Genomic DNA, 18,958 nt, shown 5'->3' with positions numbered 1-18,958 from the left:
TTAATCCACGCGATAGCTATCGTGGCAGGATGCACAATTATCGCGAATAACGATTAATTGTTTTTGCAACGCAGAGGCATCGCCACTGCTGCCTAACGCGCTCATTTTTTTACTCTCAGCGATCAGTGCCTGACTAATAGCATCAAATTTTTCACGGTTTTCCCAAATATAATCACGCGCATCGGTTTTTAATCCTGCGGCGGGGCCACTGCCTTCGGGAAACCAGGCGGGAATTTTTTCAGCCAGTACTGATAATTGTTCAGCCGCTGCACTCAGCTTGGCAGCATCGGGTTTGCCGCGCTTTAATTCATCGCGCAGGGTTTTCATGGCAGTGCCCATTTCCTTAAAACCGTCCTGGCGCTCGTCAATAATATCTTGTTGCGCTGCCACCGGTGCTACCCAGGCCAGTTGTCCCAGCACCAGACAAGCTGCACTTAACAACACCTTAGGTGAGCGGATTTTAGATGAAAGCAAAACAACAGCCTTGGGGTGTATCATAATTTTACCTTCTGCGAGGGTTTGAATATCTCGGCGAATTCAGCTCTTGCCCTGAATTGCTCTTCGGTTGCTAAATCGAGCGGAGTTTGCCCCCATTTGTTGGCAATATCAATGCGCGCCCCACGGCTTGCGAGCAACCTGAACAACTCACCGGTTTGCTCATTGCTTAAGGTATTGGAATAGCCCATCAATAAATGTAACGGTGTCTGGCCGTATTTATTGGTGACGTTGGCATCGGGGGCCAATGACAGGGCAAAGGCCAGGGCATCCGGATTATTTTGTGCTGCGGCCAACACCACATTGGTGCCATCGCCTGCGCGGAATTTTATATCGGCACCGGCGGCAATCAGGGTGCGCATCATGGCAGCCGAGCCATGGGCCGCGGCTAATAACAAGGGCGATCTGGCATAGCTGACATAGGGCGCGCTGGTAAAGTTAACCTCGTAGCGCCACACCACTGTGGAGGTGCCTGTCAGGCTATTGGGATTGGCGCCTTTTGCCAGTAAGGCAGCGACTAATTGCGGTTGATTATGAATGATGGCGGCGTGCAGCAATTGGTTGCCGTTGCGGTCGTAAGCGGTCAAATCCACCCCGCGTTGTACCAACCGTTCGGCAATCGCAAATTGTTTCCAATACATCGCCATTTGCACAGCGCTGGTGCCATCGGGCGCAATGTAGTCAGCATCGGCGCCCGCATCCAGCAAAAGCTCAGCTGCTTCAGGATTGCCGCTGCGCAACGCAAAAAATAACGGCGTTAATCCCTTGGCGGTTTTGCGGTTTACCTCAGCGCCTTGGCTGAGCAGCAATTGCAGGTTAAATACCTGGCCTTTAGCTGCCGCCCACATCAGTGGCGTTTGGCCAGTGTTATCGGCCGCCTCCAGGTTCGCCCCCTGATCGAGCAATTTTTTAACGGTGGCAGCGGTGGAGTTCCCGGCGCACAGTGCCAGGGGTGAAACACCAGTGACTGTGGTGTTGTTTGCCTGGGCACCGGCCTCCAACAGCGCCGCCACTATCGCGGGCTCGCCGCGCTGGCAGGCCACCACCAGGGGACTAAAGCTCTGTAGATGGCTGTCGCCCAGGTCAGGCCTGGCGCCCTTGTCGAGCAGGAGTTTTACCAGCGCCGGGTTTTGGCTTTCCACCGCCCAGGCAAGCGGCAGGGAACCATCGGCCAGGGGTTGGTTCAGCACAGCCCCCGCCGTTAATGCCCGATTGATGCCTGCCGGATCGCCCTGGTGTATCGCCTGCATCAAGGCCTGTTGCGCTGGGCTGGCGGCCGCTGCCTGGGCCAGGAGTAACATGGCGGCGGCCACAAAGGATGTTAGGTTCACCATTCACCTCTTTTCGTTCATCGTTCAAACCACACCAGGCCCACGCTAGGCATAGAGCGCACGCAAGGGCCCGGTGCTGTCGCCAAAGCTGTCCACCGGCACCCCCATTTCCTGAATCAGCGACAGCAACAGGTTGCACATGGGTGTGTCCTTTGGCTCCTGGATATGGCGACCGCCGCGCAGGCCGGCACCAGCCACCATCGCGGGCAGGTCCATATTGTCGTGCACATTGGGTTCGCCCAGGCTGGCACCGGCCATCACCAGGGTGCTGTCGAGCAGTGTGCGCTCGCCATCGGCAGTGTTGCCCAAGCGATCGAGCAGATAGCCAAACTGGGCGATGTGGTGCTGGTTAATCTTGACCAGCTTGTCGATTTTCGCTTCATCGCCGCCGTGGTGGCTCAGGCTGTGGTGCGAATCGGGCACACCGATTTCCACATAGGAGCGGTTGCTCAGCTCGCGCCCCAGCATAAAGGTGCTGACGCGTGTCATATCGCTTTGCAGCGCCAGCACTTGCAGGTCGATCATGATGCGCACGTGCTCGACAAAATCCTGGGGAATACCCGCGGGTAAATTGATTTGGCTGGTGTCGACGTCGCTGGTTTGCAGGGTAGCTTTTTGGATGCGCTGCTCCACCGTGCGAATGGAATCCAGATACTCCTCCAATTTGCGGCGGTCGTTCATGCCCAGGCGTGGCGACAGACGCGCGGCATCCTCCAACACAAAATCGAGAATACTGGCTTTGGTCGCCAGGCGCGCCTGGCGACTTTTTTCGTCCAGCGCCGAGGTGTCACCAAACAAACGCTCAAATACATCGCCGGGCTTGACCGCCACCGGCATGGGCGCTGTGGGACTGCGCCAGGACAGCGTATTGGTGTAGGTGCAGCTGTAACCCACATCGCAACTGCCGAGCAAACTGGGCGGCTCTATACCCAACTCCAGCGATGCCAATTGGGTGTGCTGGCCAAGGTGATTGGCGATCACCTGGTCCATGGAAATACCGCACAAAATGTCCGCGCCTTCGGTGCGCCTGGGGTGGGCACCGGTGAGGTAGGCACCACAGCTGCGCCCGTGGCTGCCGGGGCCATCACCCAGGGCATTGGCGTTGTAATGCGCCAGGCCGGTGATCACCGAAAAGCTGGCGCGATGGCGCGCAATGGGCTCCAGAATCGGCGTCATTTCATAGTGGCTGCCCGCCGTTGCCGGCGTGAACTTGGGCATGCGTAAACCGTTGGGGATGTAAAACACACTCAATTTTTTCGGGCGATTTTCCAGGGCGGTATTCGCCAGCGCTGAGGGAATCAGTGATTCCATCACCGGCAAACTGATAGCGGCACCCAGGCCGCGCAATAAACTCCTGCGCGATAACACACCATCAGTGGAGAGCAGCGGTCGTTTTTTCATCGTGTGGCACCATTCTGTCGTTGAAGGGTTCGCTGGTTAAAATGCCCCAGATAATCTCGTGCATGGGGTAATGGTTGGCTTCGGCGGCGCGAATAATCCTGCGCACCTGGGGTTGGTCTGTGGCTTCCAAACCACGGCCCAGCGCATAGGTCATCAAGCGCTCGGTAAAGGCCCCGGCAAATTGCTGGCGGCTTTCCATTAACACCTCTTGCAGGCCGTACAGGCCTTCAAACTGGCGACCGTCGGGCATGGCGGTGGTCACGTCGATGGGACGACCGGCATCCCATTCGCGCAGGCGGCCAATCGCATCGTATTTCTCCAGTGACAGGCCTATGGGATCCATACGCACATGGCAGGAGTGACAGGCCGGATCTTTGCTGTGCGCTTCCAGCTGCTCGCGCGCATTCAAGGCTTTACCGCTGGCAGTTTCGGTTTTCAACGCGGGCACATCGGGCGGCGCGGCCGGCGGTGGCGCCGCCATTAAATTGGCCAGCACCCACTGTCCGCGACGCACCACCGATGTGTGGTTAGCGTAGGAGGTGACAGTCAGGATACTGGCCTGCCCCAGGAGGCCGCCGCGCATGGAATCCGGCGCCAACTGCACCAGGCGCAGCTCCGGCCCCTGCACCCCGGCAATGCCGTAGTGTTGCGCTAAACGTTCGTTGAGGAAGGTGTAATCGCTTTTAATAAAATCGAGGATGCTGGCGTTGCTGCGCAGTATGTGGCTGAAAAAAAGTTCGCTCTCGCGCTTCATCGCCTGGCGCAGGGGCACATCGAACTCGGGGAACTCTTTGACATCGGCGCGGTGGAATTCCAGGTTGCGCAGGTACAACCACTGGCCGGCAAAGTTTTGCTCCAATGCCAGGGCGCGATCATCGACCAGCATGCGCACCAGTTGTTGGCGCAATACCCCGGGCTCGCGCAACCGGCCTTTTTCGGCGAGGGTTAATAACTCCTCGTCAGGCAGGCTGCTCCACAAAAACAGCGCCATACGCGCGGCGTATTCAGTATCGCTAATGGCATGAACCACACCGGGCGCGGCATCTACCGGGTCTTGCTCGTAGAAAAACAGGAAACTGGGCGAGACCAGGATCGCCTGAATCGCAGCGGCGATGCCCGCCTCATAACCCTCGGCTGCCTGTGCCTGGCGGTACACCTTCATCAAGCGTTCGGTGTCGCTGTTGCTGAGCGGACGGCGGTAGGCCTGGTGCGCCAGTTTACCGATGATTTTTTTCGCGCAGTAGTTTTCATCCAGCGGCCAAAACAGCGGCTTGCAGTGAAAAATAGCGGTGCGACTGGGGGTATTACCGGGTCCGGTCACGGTGTAGGGGCCGGCCACATTAATTTCCAGCAGATCGCGCGGAAAGTTGTGCTGCGCATAGCGCGGTGACATGTAGTAGGAAGGTACCTGGGTGCTGCCCACACGGGCGCCATCCACCACAAAATCCAGGGTGAGATCCACTGGCGCTTCTGTGGGCAGGGGCACTTCCTCGGTGGTGTTGCGCAGCACTTGCACCCGCTCATCCAGCACCAGGTTTTTGCGAAAGCTGATACCGACCCGGTGCATACCTGCGCTCAAGGGCACACGCAGGCTTACGCGGTTTTCCTCCAGGCGATCCACTTCGTTGTTGGTGTTGGCGTTGAGGTAACCGCTGATTTCATACTCGCCATCATGGGGCGCGTAATAACGGAACACGCCGCCACCGCGAGAATCCAGCGGCAGGTCGCTGCTCACCCGTTCATCGTAGGCAGGGACACCCTGGTTGAGGATAGAACCATCTTTCGGCAGTGAATAGGTAGTCGTGTAAGGCTGGCTGGAGCCCAACCCCACAGCCAGGCGGCTCACCTTGCCCGCCACCGCCATATAGCGATCCATGAGTACCGGCGATACCGACAGCACATCGGCAATGTTGTCAAAACCGTAGCCAGAATCATCCGCGGGCAGGGACTCGCGCAGATCCAAATCCACCTTGAGCAGGTCGCGCACCGCATTGCTGTACTCACTGCGATTCAAGCGCCGCAAGGTGGCGCGGCCCGGATTGGGATTGGCCTGGGCATAGCTGTCGAGCGAACCCTGTAACCAATCCAGAAAACCTGCTAATTCTTCATGGCCGGGTTTAGGGCGACTGGCAGGGGGCATTTCACCGCGCTGGGTTACACGCAGTACCGCCTCCCAATCGTTCAGGTTCACGCCCCGGGCCACATCATCCATGCTGACATCCGACAGCGTCCAATTACCCGCCATGCGCTCATCGTTGTGGCAGCGCGCGCAGTGTTTTTCCAGGAAGGCTTCTGCTTCTTCAAGGCTGCCCGGTGGATTGGCAAGTACCCTTGTGCCTGGTACACCCAATACCAGAATCAACGCCAGCGTAGCCAGCGGCTGGCAGCGCAATAAGAAACATCCGGGCGATGGTTTCAACCACCGCATCACACAAGGGGGTATTTGCATCATATCGTCTTCGGCCAAGGTGAATCTGCCTGCTCTGGCAGGCTTATCAATTTATGCCCATGCGGGATTTACACTCAGCCGGAGTGATAGCAAAAGCCAGTCCAATTTTATGACCACATAGTCAATTTTTGTTTTTTATATATTTTATTTTTTATATATCAATAACTTAAAAATTAATATTTGCTATCCATGTAAACAATAAATATTTACCGGCAAGTGGAACCCCCATGCACAGGACTGGCGCATAAAGCACTGGTTCGAACCAAAAACGCGCAAGCTATACCTGATAATCATTTTCAAATAGAATGCCGCCGGCCCCTTACTTAATGGAATAAACAATAGTGAAAATACGCCTGTCATTAGTCAACTTGCTGTTTGTACTCCTCACTTACACCCTGCCCACCTCCGCTAGCACCTGGGTTGAATACTCAACTCCCCATTTCCAGCTCTATACCAATGCATCAACGGCCGTAGCAGAAGATTGGGTAACCACCCTGGACGCTTTCGCAAACCTGATACCCGCTGCTCACCCATCCCCTGCCTCCCCCTCCCCGTACAAGGTCATTGTGATAAGCGACTATGGCCTGTACCACACGCTTAAACCCAACAATTTTTCCAGCGGTTTCACCTACACACAGGATGACAATACCTACCTGATTGTAGGGCGCCAACTCAGGCCCTACCCTCCCGAACAGCATAAGCGCCTGATACTGAGCTTATTTAATCCCTCATATATGCATTGGACCCTGACCGGCTATCCAGCCTGGTTCCACCTGGGAGCCGCCAGCCTTTTTACCAATATCGAGCTCCACGACGACAAAGCCATCATCAACACCAATATCACGGGCCGTTTTACGAGTGATCCGGCAGTAAAACCCATGGACCTCCACGACCTGATGTTTAATCTGAGTGCCCTAAATAACCCTATCTATCGCCCTAACGCGAATGCCTATGTGCATTACCTGTTATTCGGCTCGGTGAATGGCTACCCCGATTACCGCACTAAACTCGCCAACTATTTGTCATCTGCTGCGCCGCAATCATCCCGCGAGGATTTTGAGCAGGCCATGGGCCAACCACTGGCGACACTGCAGACCTCTTACGAACGTTATCTGCAAGAACCTAACCTGAAAGCCGTGGCCATTCACCTCATCAACAAAACAACCAGTATTCACCAGCGCCAGCTGGGTAACGACGAACTCAACTATTTGATGGCTCGCTTGCTGATCGACCACGGCCAATACGATTACGCCAGAAAATATTTCAAAAAAATCAGTAAAGGCTCGCCCCAATCCATCCAACTACAACATCGTTATCAACAATATGAAGCCTCGCGACAAGCCCTGAAAGCAGCGGAGAAATCCCTCAAGCAAAACGACGACGATGAACATTCACTCGCCTTGATCGCCAATCACTATTGGGAAACCGCAAAAAAAACCTCAAGATGGAACGACAAAAAATCAAATACCAGCAGCGCCATTGACTATGCAGAGCGCGCCCTGGCTATTAACCCCGACAACAAGGAAATGCATATCCTCTTGCGCTTTGCGTACCAAAGCCAGGGCAATCGGGAACAAGCCTTTGTGCATATCAAAGAGTATTACCGGCTGGAACCGGATAACGCGGCTATCAACACCGTCATGGGAACCCGTTTTATAGAGAAAAAAGACTACGCTTCAGCGCGCCTGCACCTCAACAGAGCCTGTGAACTGGACAGCAAACTGTGCGAGTTCACCCAAGCCAGGTTGAAAGAGGTTGAACAGAGTGAATAAAGGAGGATCGACGAAAAAAAACGGCCCATAGGGTACGGCCTGGCCATAACCAGGCACCATGGTATTTCCCGCTCATACGTAGCGCACACACCCCTGTTTCGAACCAAAAGCGGGCACTCCCCCATAACGGCAATATTGGCCTTGCCCGCAGAATCTGTACTGGTTCTGTGCGCAGGAACTGTGATGCAGCACAGTATTCATGTTAGGCTGGCGACCACCTGAAAAAGCGAGAGATCTGGCAAGGATTTCGCTTTAACCCCTGAGTACTTTTAAGAATAACCTGAACCCCAGGACAAGAATCGGGAGAACTGCATGTCATCTGCACAGCCGTCTTTTTTCCAACAGCTTCTGCGCAAAAAACCTATCGTCAACGACGGCAACAGTTATGGGCTTAAACGCTGCCTGAGTGCGTTTGATCTGGCTATGCTGGGTGTAGGCGCCATTATTGGTACAGGTATTTTTGTATTGACTGGTGTTGCCGCTGCCACCACATCGGGCCCGGCAGTGGTCTTGTCGTTTATGGTTGCCGGCGCCGCCTGCGCCTTTGCGGCATTGGCCTACGCCGAACTGGCCGCCAGTGTCGGCGGCAGCGGTAGCGCCTATGGTTATTCCTATGCAGCTTTCGGTGAATTCCTGGCCTGGATTATTGGCTGGGATTTGATTCTCGAATACGGTGTTGCCGTAGCCGCCGTAGCCAATGGCTGGGCGGGCTACTTTAATAACGCGCTGGCCGCGATTGGATTGGGATTACCGGAACAGCTCACCAAAGGCCCATTGGCCGTGCATCCCGTCACCGGTGAAGCGGACGGTGGCCTGGTTAACCTGCCAGCGGTAATTGTGGTCCTTGCGCTGATGGTGCTGCTGATTTCCGGGGTGCGCCAAAGTGCAGCCCTCAACCGCGCCATGGTTTTTATCAAAATACTCACCATTGCTGTTTTCCTGGCGGTAGCCATTTTCCATGTGAACCCGGACAACTGGAGCCCCTTTATGCCCTATGGCTGGCTCTCGTTCGACCAGGTGGGTAAACCGCTGGGCGTACTGGCTGGCGCCTCCATCGTATTTTTTGCCTACATAGGTTTTGATGCGGTATCCACCGCCGTTGACGAAGCGCGCAACCCGCAGCGCGATGTGCCCATCGGACTGATTTCCTCCCTGGTTTTCTGCACCCTGATTTATATCGCGGTATCCGGTCTGCTCACCGGCATCGTGTACTACACCGAATTGAATGTCTCTTCACCTGTCGCGTTTGGATTGGAGCGGATTGGTGTTAATTGGGCATCGGCCCTGGTGGCCACCGGCGTGATTACCGGTTTAACCACCGTGATGCTGGTACTGTATTACGCATTGACACGCGTGCTGGTCGCCATGTCGCGCGATGGCTTACTGCCCGGTTTCTTTTCCGATGTTAACGATAAAACCCATACACCGATAAAAAACACCGTGATTTGCGGCCTGGTGATGGCAGCCATGGCAGGTTTTGTGCCGTTGGGCGCGCTCGCCGAACTGGTGAATATTGGCACACTCGCCGCCTTTGTAATGGTGTGTATCGGCGTGATTATTTTGCGCAAAACCAAACCGGATTTGCCGCGCCCCTTCAAAGCCCCCGGTGGAATTATGTTACCGGTAATGGGTGTCATCAGCTGCGGAGCACTGATTGCCTTCCTGCCACCACACACCCACGAACGTTTTATTTATTGGTTATTGGTGGGCGTGGTGATTTACGCCTGTTATGGCTGGCGCCACAGTCGCCTGCGCAAATAACGCCTCGCAGCACATCGAAAAAACGCCCTTCAATGGGCGTTTTTCATATCCGGGTTTATCTTCATTTTCAACGCCTTTCTGCCATCAGGCATCAAAATCTTCACCCGCGTAATTTGTCCGCCAACACGCATTGACACACTTGTATACAAGAAATACCATTAGCCCCAATCCATGTATACAAGTACACAAAATCACCTAAAAGCATAAAGGCTCAGCACTTTATAACCTGGATTTAACAGCTTTTTAGATATCCATAATGAATAAATCAACACGAGAACTTCCTATGAACACAAAGCTTTCTCACCCCTTTTTTAAAATCAGCTTACTCAGCCTGGCTGTTGCGGCGACAGCGCAGGCGCAAGATCAGGCGCTGGAGGAAATTGTTGTAACTGGCTATAAGGCCAGCCTGAAAACAGCAATGGATACCAAACGCGATTCCAATGGTGTTGTTGATGCGATCAGCTCCGAAGATATCGGTAAGTTCCCCGATACCAACCTGGCGGAATCCCTGCAGCGTATTACCGGTGTTTCCATTGACCGCAGTGGCGGTGAAGGTCGCCAGATTACCGTTCGCGGCCTGGGCCCACAGTTCAACACCGTGCTGTTAAACGGTCGCCAGATGCCCAACGCCAACGCCAGCCGCGGCTTTAACTTCGATACTATCGCTGCCGAAATGGTCAGCGGTGTAGAGGTATACAAAACCTCTACCGCAACCACACAATCCGGTGGCATAGGCGCTACTGTCAACGTACAAACTGCCAAGCCCCTCGACCTGGGCCACAAAGTGGCCGGCTCGGTGAAAGGCCTGAATGAAACCAATCTTAACGATATAACACCTTCTGTTTCCGGTTTGTTCAGCACCACCCTGAACGATAACTTCGGTATTCTGGCTGCGGTTAGTTACCAGGAGCGCGATTACCGCACTGACTCTGTTGAAGTGCGCCGCTGGGACTGGCGCTCACGCCGCCCGGCAACCCTGGGCAGCTACCTGGAGTTACCCGATGGCAATGGCGGCACAGTGAATACCGATTTCTACCCCACCCAAACCGCCGTTAAGCGCCAGGAGTTCAGCCGTGAGCGCCTGAACGGTAGCCTGGTACTGCAATACAAGCCTGTAGACAATCTGTCTATTACCGTCGACACCCAATACTCCGACCTGCAACAGGAAGGTATGGAATACGAAAGTGCGGCCTGGTACGGCTATGGCAACAACGAGACCTATGCGATAGACAGCAATGGCACCATCATCCATCGCACCGTAACCGATGCCGGCCTGGATTTCTTCGTCAACAACCCGGTAACCCAGGAAGTGGGTATCAGCAGTGGTATCGAGGTCGATTGGGATATCAGCGACACCTCCAACCTGCTGTTTGCCTACAGCCATTCAACCGCTGAAGCACAACCGGATCACCAGGCCAATATCAGTCGCTCCGACCTGCAGGCCTCACCGCTGTCATTCACCTTTGACGTGAAAGGCGATGTTGCCAGCCACTATTACGACAACTCGCAAATTTCCCTCGCCAATGCGCGCATCTGGCAATACGACGGCTATTCCGACCCGCGTAAGGATGAAATTGACCAGGCGCGTGTTGACTACACCTTCAGCGATGACCGTTTCAGCGTGAAAACCGGTTTGATGTTTACCGACCAAACCAAAACCATCGAGCAATACATGGCCAAAGCCGGCACCGTGTTGCAAGGTAAATACAACCTTGTCGGCACAGATCCCTCTACCAGTATTTATCGCACCCTGGCCGATGCAACCAATGCCGGCTACAGCGTGAAGTACATGAACCACGCGATTCTGGGCCGCCTGGCATATTTCGATTTCGATCCGCTGGCGTTTGACAGCTGGACCAGCTATGCGCAACAAGATCCGGGCGCAACGCCGGCCCAGCAAGATGCCGACAACTCAACCCTGGTACGCCAGGACAACTGGTCTGAAATTAACGAAAAAACCATGGCGTTCTACGTTGAAGGCACCACCTTCTTCGACCTCTGGGATCGCGAGTTGACCATTGTCGGCGGCCTGCGTTACGAAGACACCAGCGTCGACTCCACGTCACTGGAGCAAAACCTGCAATCCCTGACACCACCGGCAGTTCCAGGGGAAGCTTATACCCTCAACTTCTCAGGCAGCACCGCCTATACCGATGGTGATGGTTACGACATCTTCTTACCTAACATCGCACTCAAATATAACCTGGCCGATGATCTTGTGGTTCGCCTGGCGGCTTCGCGCACCATTACCCGCCCTGAACTCAACGATATGAAATCATCGCGTACCCTGGGAGAGATAAGAGAGGGGCAAAGCGGTATTGGCAGTGCGGGCAACCCCGACCTCAAGCCATTTACTTCCGATAACCTCGACCTGTCTGCCGAGTGGTATATCAACGACTTCGACTATGTGTCTATCGGCGCCTTCTGGAAGAGTATTGATAACTTCGTCGTAACCGAAGCCATGCCGGAAAGTGTCTCGCCACAAATCGGCGATGCCGTTATCTATGAAATGAGACGTCCACGTAACCTCGATACCAAAAAAGTGAGCGGTATCGAAATCGGTGGACAACACATTTTTGGCGACACCGGCTTTGGGGTTATTGCTAACGCGACCTTTGTGTTTGCCGATCCGGAGTACGACTATTTCACACCGCTCGGTGAAGTGCCCAAGGCAGATGCCGTTGTAGGGGTGAGCGACTCCGCCAACCTGGTAGGTTTCTATGAAAATGGTCCATTCCAGATTCGTATTGCCTACAACTGGCGCGATTCCTTTATCCGCGGCTTCCAGTACTTCTACTCCAGCACCAGTAACGAGCCGGTTGTGGTAGAAGACTATGCGCAAATCGACATTTCCATGAGCTATGATTTGACCGACAATGTCAGCATCTTCCTCGAAGGTATCAATGTCACCGAAGAGGGTTCACGCCTCCACGGTCGTGAGAGCAACCACATGTTCTACAGTGGTGAAGGCGTTGGTCGTTATGCACTGGGGGTCAGGGCCAGCTTCTAATCTGTCCCTGTTGCATAACCCTGTGTACTAGCAAAAAGGCCATTCGCTGAATGGCCTTTTTGTTTATTGGCTTCCGCTTAAGTTCGGAGAATGTATGAGTATCGATCCCGTTACCTCCATATTGATTGTGGGCGGTGGTGCCGCCGGCTGGTTGAGTGCAGGCATTATCGCGGCACGCTATGGCAAATCCATGGCGATCACACTGATCGAATCCTCCGATATTGCCACCATCGGTGTGGGTGAAGGCAGCTGGCCCTCACTGCGCAATACCCTGAGAGACATGGGCATTGCGGAAACCGATTTTTTTCGCGAGTGCGATGCATCATTCAAGCAGGGCGTTAAATTCAATCACTGGAAAACCGGTGAACAGCAGGATTTTTATTACCATCCCTTTTCCCTGCCAGTGGGTTTTATTGAACGCAATATGGCGGAGCATTGGCTGAGGGAACCACAAGGAAGCTCTTTTGCCGATGCAGTTTGCGCCCAGGAAAAACTGTGTGAAAACAACCTGGCACCGCGCACCCGGGATACGCCCGAATACAAATCCCATGTGAATTATGGCTACCACCTGGATGCGGGAAAATTTATCCGCTTTCTGCGCGAACACTGCAAAAGCAAACTCGGTGTGCAACATGTGCTCGGGACCATCAACCAGGTCAAGCAGAATGCTAATGGTATCGCCAGCATAGAAACCACCGAAGGGCAACAACTCAGCGCGGATTTGTTTATCGACTGCTCCGGGCTCAAGTCCCTGCTACTGGGTGAAACCCTGGGTGCTCGTTTTATTGATAAAAGTGACGAGCTGTTTATTGATAGCGCCGTGGCCGTACAGGTTCCCTACGCCAGCGAAGACACGCCCATACTCCCCTATACACTGGCCAGCGCACAAACCGCGGGATGGATTTGGGAGATAGGCCTCTACAGCCGCAAAGGCATAGGCCATGTGTATTCCAGTCGGCACATGTCAGAAGACGAAGCCACCCATGTTCTGCAGGATTATGTCGGTAAGGATTTCGCCGGATTATCGCCACGCAAGCTGGAGATTCCCTGTGGGTACCGCGAATGTTTTTGGCTCAAAAACTGTGTCGCCATTGGTATGTCAGCCGGCTTTATCGAGCCGCTGGAAGCCTCTGCACTGGTGATGGTTGAGCTGGCGGCTAATTATATTCGCGACCAGTTGCCACAACATAAAAGTGTCCTGCCTATCGTCGCCAAACGCTTTAATGAATTGCAAACCTATCGCTGGCAGCGCATTGTTGAGTTTCTCAAACTGCACTATGTCCTGAGTCAGCGCAATACGCGTTTCTGGATAGATAACCGGGAGCCGCACACCATCCCCGAATCACTCAGGGAGTCCCTGGCGCTGTGGCGCTACCATGTGCCCTACAAGAAAGACTTTTTACACAAGGAAGAAGTATTTCCGTCAGCCAGCTACCAATATATTTTGTACGGTATGGGGTTCGCGCCGGAATTACACCACTATGGGCCCGCTGACGAACCCGCCATGTTTGCGCGACGACTGGCGGAAAACGAGAAGATCAAAAATCATCTAAGCAGCATACTGCCTGACACCCGCAGCCTGTTAAAGGCCATGCGAGGGAGTTGAGCCGCGTCCCGGCACTAGTCCTTCAAAAACCAGTCATCGCGGTAGGTTTTCACCAAATCCGGTGCCAACACCGTAAGCGCCGTTGCGATAGTTCCATTGATAAACCCCTCGGGAAAGGTCATCAGGAAAAAGACAAAGAAATACTCTTCAACCACGATTTGGTGGGCCAGGCTGTTGGTCAGCGTAAATAGCAGCCAGGCACTGCTACCCATTAACAGGCAACCCACCATCGCGCCAAAAAAGCCAACCCCCAGGAAATAGGTAAACGGATTTTTAAATTTCCAGCCATTCACCAGCCACAGCACACACCAGGCCCAGGCCGCGGGAACGGCAATCCCCACACAAAAATCCACAGGGATGCTCCGCAAATCAAATGCCTGCCACGCACCATGCCAATCCAATTGCACATGGCGCACGGCCAATTGGTAAAACTCCAGCAATACCAGTGCACATACGCCGATCAATAGCGCCAGGCTGAGCCCAAACACCATGGTAATCACGGTGATTAACATCGGATGGAATGCAAAAATACCCTGCACCCTGACGTGCAACAACCACAGCAGGCTTAGCGCAATAATGGCTGCAAAGAAAACATGCTGGCGCGATTGGCTGGCCGCCAATTGTCGCCAGGGCGCCAACCACAATGCCGCCACCAACATAGCCGACATGGCCAACAGGGTTGACCAGAACAACAGGCTATTGGGAGGCAACAGGATATTCATAGGGCGCCGGGAGGTAAGCAGCAGGGCCCGGCAGTATTTCGCCAAGCGCAACTGCTGTCAAATCAATACCTGTGCATCCCCGCTTATCGACAATCAGGGATACTCCAATACCGCTTTCAATTGTGCAATATTCACCTCCACCCAGTGCGGATTGACTGCTCCCCAATCAACCAGGCGATGAGTGCCATTGTGGTTTTCCAACTGGATGGCTAACTCATGGATAGCCGCCAGGGTATCCTGTGCCGTGCGGCGCGGCATTCCCGTGGCAGCCATTATTTTGGGAACGGTATTGATCCCCTGGGTGATTAACCAGGTGACATAAATACGGCGATAAAAACTGGTTTTGGTTTTGCTGTGTGCTGTTTTATCGGGTGCTGTTTCGCTTGATGGAATTGTCATGAATAGCCTCGTGCCACTTATGCTTCTACCTGTTGACGTCATTCAGCTTGATCGGCGATCAAGCTGACATATTCAAAAAGATTTTAGCAGCTTAACCGGAAAGCTCTTGCAAGTTGCCCAGTGCCTCAACCGCAAAGCATTCTACACATTCACCCGGTTCCATATTACCTATAGCTTTTTTCAGGGGAACACGGCGAGGGGCAAATGAAAAAAGCCCCGAAGGTTCTGCATGGTGGCGCACACGCTGGCTCACCAGCACTTCGCCCGGATCAGCCGCTGCCTCCATACGGGCGGCCATACTGACCGCTATCCCTTCAAGGTCCGGAATATTGGTAATCTCGTTGTGGATTACCGCGACTTCGCCCAACTCCACACCTATCCGCATCTGGAAACCGGCCGCGGTTAATATACTGCGGATCATGCAGGCACAGGAGACACCCGCCGTAGCGTTCTTAAACGTCACACGCAATGAGTCACCCTCCATATTGGGGTGATCCGCCGACCATTTTTTCAGGACAGGTTTTACCAGTCCGCGAAACAGCGACAACCGCTCCGACAACTCCTCCTCGGACCAACGGGAAAACCCTTTGAGGTCCATAAATAAAATGGTGAGGTTGCGCACCTGGTCTTTCTCATGGTCGGCCGCCAACTCCAGCAAGCGCGGCCAAAATTCTTCGCGGATCGCACCAATTTTTTCCTTGAGCTGCATATGCAGCTGGGTGTTGGTACGCAAGGTTAATTGCGCCAATTGAATACGCTCTGCCTCGGATTGCAACTGCTCTTTCAATTCGGTGGGACTATGGCTGCCCAGCTCTTCCACGACAAATTTCACCAGTGCCCCGCCAGCCACATCGGTAATGGATTTCAAACGCAGAATAGTGCCCCAATGTACGGCGGCCAGATGTTCGATAAAAATCGGCAAGGTCGCCAACTCATGATCGGAAAGTCGATAGGGATAGCGCAGTTCTATCGTAATGGCCTCTGCAAAAATGCGCTCAAACTCATGGGGGCGATAGGTTGTTTTTTGCTTGCCGGCTTCATCCCAAAACGCGTGGTCGCACACAATACGATCTATAGCCCAGCCCTGGCTGTTTATTTTCCAGAGGCGTGCACCTGAAATATTGGCGTTATTGAATTTGGTTTTACCTAACTGGGCATTACGCAGGTCACAACGGACCAGGTTGGCCCCGGTAAAATCAGCCTTGTATAAATCCAGGCCGCCCAGATCCACACCCTGTAAATCGGCGCCCTTAAAAACCGTGCTATTGAGTTTGGCAAATTTAAAACGTGCATTGACCAGGTTAGCCCCGGCGAGCAGGGCCTGGGTTAAATCCGCCCCCTCAAAATTGACGCCTTCCAGGTTGGAGTTGGAAAAATCTACCCGGCTCAGGTTTTGTCCCGCCAGGTTACTGCCTGCCAGGGAAATATTACGCAGGACTAAACCGCTGATGTCATGCCCACTAAAATCCATATTTTCCAGCCGGGCATTGCGTGTAATGGCCGTCAGCATATTCGCCCGGTGGATATTGCACGCATGGAGGGTAGCGCCACTGAAGTTGGCGGCAATTAATTTCGCGTGAGAGAAATCGTTATTGTGTAATTGCGACCCCTGGAAATTCGCCAGGATCAAATCTGCATTGCGGAAACTACAGTGGGCAATATGGCTATTGCGCAACAGGACTTTGGAAAGGTCATAATCATCCAGGACCATACCCGACAGGTGAATACCATCCAGGACAATTTCCTGGTTTGCCTGATGTTTACGCCACTGGTTCCAATAACCTGCACCTTTCTCCAGCTCGCGGAGTATCCTCTCTTTATCCATAGTGACCTGCTTGCCCAGCCTATTCGTGATTTAACAACTCCTGAAGGTGAGCAGCAGTTCACAATTATCCGTCTCAAGGCGATTGGGAAAGTGTACTGGTACCCGAACTCATGGCAGGGCCACGTCCCGGGTATTTCTGCTCGCGATACAGGATAGAGGGGAGCAGTGCATGTGCCAAGGCCTTTTCAACAGCGGTATCCCCGGGCGGTTCATTGAGCAGGCTGACGCGTTTTTGTAAAGGATCGTAAACTGCTGCAACCGGTGCTTTTTCCGGGCGCAGGATTGTTAACCGGTGGTTATCTTCCAGCAGGGCAAAATAATCATCAAACTGGATAAGGGCGCGCCCGGGACTATGGCTATCGCGGGCGAAATCTCGCCCCATCATCGGGTGGGCGGCAGAAACTCCCATGAGCGATAGCAATGTAGGCCCCAGGTCAATCTGGCTGGCAATCGGTTTGATACGACGCGGTTCAATGTCCGCGCCGAGAATCAAACCGGGAATATGGAATTTATCGACGGGAACCAGGCTGGGACCATAGGCGCGGTTATCGTGATCGGCCACAATCAGCACCAGGGTATTGTGCCAATAGGGACTCTGGCTTGCCTTATCCATAAATTCACCCAAGGCATAATCTGCATAGCGCACGGCATTGTTAACGGTCTGCTCGGGTTCTTCGTGCAGGTCTATACGCCCATCGGGAAACTCAAACGGCTCGTGGTTGGATGAGGTAAAAATCAGACTGAAGAAAGGCTGCTGCTTTGCGTGCAAGCTGAGCAGGTGTTGGTGGGCATGGTTAAATAAGTCTTCATCACTGGCGCCCCAACTGCCGACGAATTGCGCATTGGGCATATCGTCGATATCAATCACCTGGGAAAAACCATTGCCGGTAAAAAAGCTGCGCATGTTGTCGAAGTGCGCTTCGCCACCATAAATAAATTCGGTGTGATAGCCCTGGTCACTGAGTAAACCCGCCAGGGTAAAAAAGTTGTGCTGCGAGCGCGATAATTTAACCGTACTCTGTGCCGGTGTCGGCATAAAGCCGGACACTACCGCTTCTATACCACGTACAGAGCGGGTGCCTGTGGCATAGAGTTGTTCAAACCACCAGCCTTTATCCTTTAATGCCTCAAGGCGCGGTGTCACCGGTAATCCGCCCAGGGATTCCACAAAGGTAGCGCCCAGGCTCTCTTCCAGCACGATAATCAAATTCAACGGGCGCTCGCGCCTGCGCACAGCGTCCTGCTGATGCCAGGTGGGTAACTGACTATCGAACTTCACGCCCGTAAACCAGGGCCATTGGCGCGCTTCTTCAATGACCCTGGAAGCAGGCAGGGAACCATAAATTTCACTGGAGCGGGCTTCGTGTTTCATGTTGTAGGCAGCAAACACTACGGAGTACGACGAGCTGATCACCAATGAATTCACCAGGGCATCACCGGTAATGGCAAACAGGGCCGGATTGGCCGGGCGATGTCCCGTCGTGGAACGGATACCCATGGCAACCACGACAATAACCAATGGCCAGGTAGCCCAGAGTTGCCAGAGCGGCCAGGTGCGCACAGACGCCGGGCGAACTCGCATAGCGCGGGCAAAACCATAACCCACCAGAATACACAGGCCTATCCCCAGCAGGAGCGGCACACGAAACCCGCCCCAGAGCGTGGCAAACACTTCTTTGGGATACTCCAGGTACTCAATAAATAAACGGTTAGGACGCAAATCGTATTGCATCACAAAGGAAGGGGTTGCCAGCTCCATAAACAACATAAGTATCAGCCCCGCTAATCCCCAGGCATAGGACAGTGGCAGCCAGATTCGCGTTTTAGCCAGGCATGGTGTTAACAACACCGCAGGTAACAGCCAGAGGCAGATCATAATCATATCGGCCCGAATACCCTGCAGGAGCATGTCGAAAACCTGCCCTGTCGCACTCACCCTGTCCCATTGCCAGGCAATCAATCCCAGTCGGCTGATGCTCAGCAGCAGGATCGCTAACAGGGCCATACGCAATAGCAACACATAGGGGCCTGCATAGTAGGCCGCCAGGAGCGATGACACGGTGGAGGATATTTGACGGGAAAAGGAAGGAGGCTTACTCATAGCTATCTGCGGCTGATTCCTTGGTGGGCGCCTATTCAAACAGGAGAAACTTAAGCCAAACTTAAAATTATCCCTGAGCCTGGCCA

12 protein-coding genes are annotated in these 18,958 nt (G+C 53.8%); 4 read left to right on the top strand and 8 right to left on the bottom strand.

The features are described from left to right. From CJA_RS05185 to CJA_RS05170, 4 genes are read right to left on the bottom strand one after another with little or no spacing between them, the layout of a single operon-like run. A complete protein-coding gene (locus CJA_RS05185) occupies window positions 1-474 on the bottom strand; it encodes a c-type cytochrome (RefSeq protein WP_238526825.1) in 474 nt (157 codons plus the stop codon). Window positions 475-494: 20 nt separating this feature from the next. Then, window positions 495-1,829 (bottom strand): ankyrin repeat domain-containing protein, encoded by a 1,335-nt coding sequence (locus tag CJA_RS05180; RefSeq protein ID WP_238526824.1) that lies wholly within the window; start codon window positions 1,827-1,829, stop codon window positions 495-497. A 42-nt stretch (window positions 1,830-1,871) separates the two neighbouring features. Then, window positions 1,872-3,227: a DUF1552 domain-containing protein gene (locus CJA_RS05175; RefSeq protein ID WP_012486703.1), complete on the bottom strand. Its 1,356-nt coding sequence runs from the start codon at window positions 3,225-3,227 to the stop codon at window positions 1,872-1,874. Further along, on the bottom strand, window positions 3,199-5,676 hold the full coding sequence (locus CJA_RS05170; RefSeq protein ID WP_012486702.1) for a DUF1592 domain-containing protein: 2,478 nt from the start codon (window positions 5,674-5,676) through the stop codon (window positions 3,199-3,201). Before CJA_RS05170 ends, CJA_RS05175 begins: the two co-directional genes overlap by 29 nt. A 341-nt stretch (window positions 5,677-6,017) precedes the next feature. Here CJA_RS05170 and CJA_RS05165 point away from each other — a divergent pair, with 341 nt between their 5' ends. The 4 genes from CJA_RS05165 to CJA_RS05150 all read left to right on the top strand — a co-directional run bounded on the left by CJA_RS05165 (window position 6,018) and on the right by CJA_RS05150 (window position 13,825). After that, entirely contained in the window at window positions 6,018-7,448 is a 1,431-nt protein-coding gene (locus CJA_RS05165; RefSeq protein ID WP_012486700.1) for a tetratricopeptide repeat protein, read from the top strand. Between the two features lie 312 nt (window positions 7,449-7,760). Next, a complete protein-coding gene (locus CJA_RS05160) occupies window positions 7,761-9,209 on the top strand; it encodes an APC family permease (RefSeq protein WP_012486699.1) in 1,449 nt (482 codons plus the stop codon). 283 nt (window positions 9,210-9,492) lie between these two features. Then, window positions 9,493-12,219, top strand: a complete 2,727-nt coding sequence (locus tag CJA_RS05155) for a TonB-dependent receptor (RefSeq protein ID WP_012486698.1) — start codon at window positions 9,493-9,495, stop codon at window positions 12,217-12,219. 94 nt (window positions 12,220-12,313) lie between these two features. Further along, window positions 12,314-13,825 (top strand): tryptophan halogenase family protein, encoded by a 1,512-nt coding sequence (locus CJA_RS05150; protein WP_012486697.1) that lies wholly within the window; start codon window positions 12,314-12,316, stop codon window positions 13,823-13,825. A 14-nt stretch (window positions 13,826-13,839) separates the two neighbouring features. On the opposite strand, the gene CJA_RS05145 is transcribed toward CJA_RS05150, so the two are convergent. The 4 genes from CJA_RS05145 to CJA_RS05130 form a co-directional block, all read right to left on the bottom strand. After that, window positions 13,840-14,547 carry a hypothetical protein gene (locus CJA_RS05145; RefSeq protein ID WP_041551132.1) on the bottom strand — a complete coding sequence of 236 codons (708 nt, stop codon included), beginning with the start codon at window positions 14,545-14,547 and terminating at the stop codon, window positions 13,840-13,842. Between the two features lie 93 nt (window positions 14,548-14,640). Then, window positions 14,641-14,946, bottom strand: a complete 306-nt coding sequence (locus CJA_RS05140; protein WP_012486695.1) for a winged helix-turn-helix domain-containing protein — start codon at window positions 14,944-14,946, stop codon at window positions 14,641-14,643. 91 nt (window positions 14,947-15,037) lie between these two features. Further along, on the bottom strand, window positions 15,038-16,771 hold the full coding sequence (locus tag CJA_RS05135; RefSeq protein WP_012486694.1) for a pentapeptide repeat-containing protein: 1,734 nt from the start codon (window positions 16,769-16,771) through the stop codon (window positions 15,038-15,040). A 73-nt stretch (window positions 16,772-16,844) separates the two neighbouring features. Continuing rightward, a complete protein-coding gene (locus CJA_RS05130) occupies window positions 16,845-18,872 on the bottom strand; it encodes an LTA synthase family protein (RefSeq protein WP_202944180.1) in 2,028 nt (675 codons plus the stop codon). Window positions 18,873-18,958: the final 86 nt, after the last annotated feature.

Source organism: Cellvibrio japonicus Ueda107 (genome assembly GCF_000019225.1).
GTDB classification, from domain to species: domain Bacteria; phylum Pseudomonadota; class Gammaproteobacteria; order Pseudomonadales; family Cellvibrionaceae; genus Cellvibrio; species Cellvibrio japonicus.
This window is presented reverse-complemented; position numbering and strand designations above follow the sequence as displayed.